This is a genomic window from Nocardia pseudovaccinii NBRC 100343, from assembly GCF_001613225.1.
Lineage (GTDB): Bacteria > Actinomycetota > Actinomycetes > Mycobacteriales > Mycobacteriaceae > Nocardia > Nocardia pseudovaccinii.
The window spans coordinates 1-2,129 of record NZ_BDBY01000302.1 but is presented as its reverse complement, the minus strand read 5'-3'; the positions used below and the strand labels follow the sequence as shown (position 1 = coordinate 2,129).

General features: G+C 65.6%; 2 protein-coding genes. Both read right to left on the bottom strand.

All coding sequences use genetic code 11. The annotated features are described in order from the left end of the window. Positions 1–96: 96 nt before the first annotated feature. On the bottom strand, positions 97–1,410 hold the full coding sequence (gene nuoF, locus NP3_RS35560) for an NADH-quinone oxidoreductase subunit NuoF (RefSeq protein ID WP_063046113.1): 1,314 nt from the start codon (positions 1,408–1,410) through the stop codon (positions 97–99). A 2-nt stretch (positions 1,411–1,412) separates the two neighbouring features. Then, entirely contained in the window at positions 1,413–2,120 is a 708-nt protein-coding gene (nuoE, locus tag NP3_RS35555) for an NADH-quinone oxidoreductase subunit NuoE (protein WP_063046112.1), read from the bottom strand. Between the last annotated feature and the right edge of the window lie 9 nt (positions 2,121–2,129).

The window sequence follows — 2,129 nt, the reverse complement described above, 5'->3', positions numbered from 1 at the left end:
GGTCAGCGGGCACGAGTCCGCTGGTATTGGTATTCACAGTGGCAGGCCCAGTCACCCGGCCGCCACCCCCCACGGAATCGCTGCGCGATGCTGTACTCATTTGACTCCTTCGGCCCAGGCGGTGGATCGCGCGGGATCGAACGGGCAGCCGTCGAGCCGCAGATGGTCGACGTATTCCTCGCGGAAGTACTTCAGCGAGGAGATGATCGGGCTGGCCGCACCGTCGCCGAGTGCGCAGAACGATTTGCCGTTGATGGTGTCGCTGATATCGAGGAGCTTCTCCAGATCCGATTCGGTGCCGCGTCCCGCCTCGATCCGCTTCAGTAGTTGGACGAGCCAGTAGGTGCCCTCGCGGCAGGGTGTGCATTTGCCACAGGATTCGTGGGCGTAGAACTCGGTCCAGCGCAGCACCGCACGCACCACACAGGTGGTGTCGTCGAAGATCTGTAATGCCTTGGTGCCCAACATGGATCCCGCTCCGGCCACACCCTCGTAGTCCAGTGGCACGTCGAGGTGCTCGTCGGTGAACAGCGGCGTCGACGATCCGCCCGGCGTCCAGAACTTGACCTGATGTCCGGCGCGCACACCACCGGCATAGCCGAGCAGTTCGCGCAGCGTAATGCCCAGTGGCGCTTCGTATTGCCCCGGCCGGGCGACGTGCCCCGACAGCGAGTACAGCGTGAAGCCCGGGGACTTCTCACTGCCCATGGACCGGAACCAGGCCGTGCCGTTCAGGATGATGGGCGGCACGCTCGCAATGGATTCCACATTGTTGACCACCGTCGGGCAGGCATACAGACCCGCGACGGCCGGGAACGGTGGCCGCAGTCGAGGCTGACCGCGCCGCCCCTCCAGCGAATCCAGCAGCGCGGTTTCCTCACCGCAGATATAGGCACCGGCACCGGCGTGCACGATGAGTTCCAGGTCGTAGCCGGACCCGAGAATGTTCTTCCCGAGGAATCCGGCCGCGTACGCCTGTGCGACCGCGGCCTGCAGCCGCCGCAGCACCGGCACGACCTCACCGCGTACATAGATGAACGCGTGTGCCGCCCGAATCGCATACGCCGCGATGATGACGCCCTCGATGAGGGTGTGCGGGGTGGCCAGCATGAGCGGAATGTCCTTGCAGGTACCGGGTTCCGACTCGTCGGCATTGACCACGAGATAGTGCGGTTTGGTGACGCCGTCCGGGCCCGTGCCCTGCGGGATGAAGCTCCATTTCATCCCGGTCGGAAAGCCCGCTCCGCCGCGTCCGCGCAGACCGGCGTCCTTGATGGTCTGGATGACCTGATCGGGTTCCATCCGCAAGGCCTTGCGGATGGCCTGATAGCCGTCGTGGCCGCGGTAGTGCTCGATGGTCCACGACTGCGGGTCGTCCCAATTCCGGGTGAGTACGGGAGTCAGTGTCATGTTCACTCCTCGCCCGGCTTCGGTTCCGGCGCTTGCATATTCTGTTCCTGCGCAACCCGCAGACCGGCCAGCGTCGCTTCGCCCGCCGCACCGTCGAGCACCCCGGGGCGCTCGTCCGGGAAGCCCGCGAGGATGCGCGCGGTCTGCTTGAACGTGCACAGCGGCGCACCGCGCGTGGGTGTCACCTGTTCGCCGCGGCGCAGCGAATCCACCAGTGCGGCAGCCGTTTCCGGGGTCTGGTTGTCGAAGAACTCCCAATTGACCATCACCACCGGCGCGAAATCGCAGGCGGCATTGCACTCGATGTGCTCGAGGGTGATCGACCCGTCCGCCGAGGTCTCGCCGTGCCCGATGCCGAGTCGGCGCTGCAGGGCTTCGAGAATGGCATCGCCACCCATCACCGCGCAGAGCGTGTTGGTGCAGACGCCGACGTGATAGTCGCCGGTGGGAGTGCGCCGGTACATCGAATAGAAGGTCGCTACCGCGGTGACCTCCGCACCGGTCAAGCCCAGCTGTTCGGCGCAGAACTCGATGCCGGTTCCGGTGACGCAGCCCTCCTCGGACTGCACCAGATGCAGCAGCGGTAGCAGCGCCGAGCGCGGCTCCGGATAGCGGGCGATGATCTCCTTGGCGTCGACCTCCAATCGCTCGCGCACGAACGGCAAGAAAGGCTGGGGCCGGGTGGACAGCTTCAACAGGATCTCGGTCATCGGTCAACT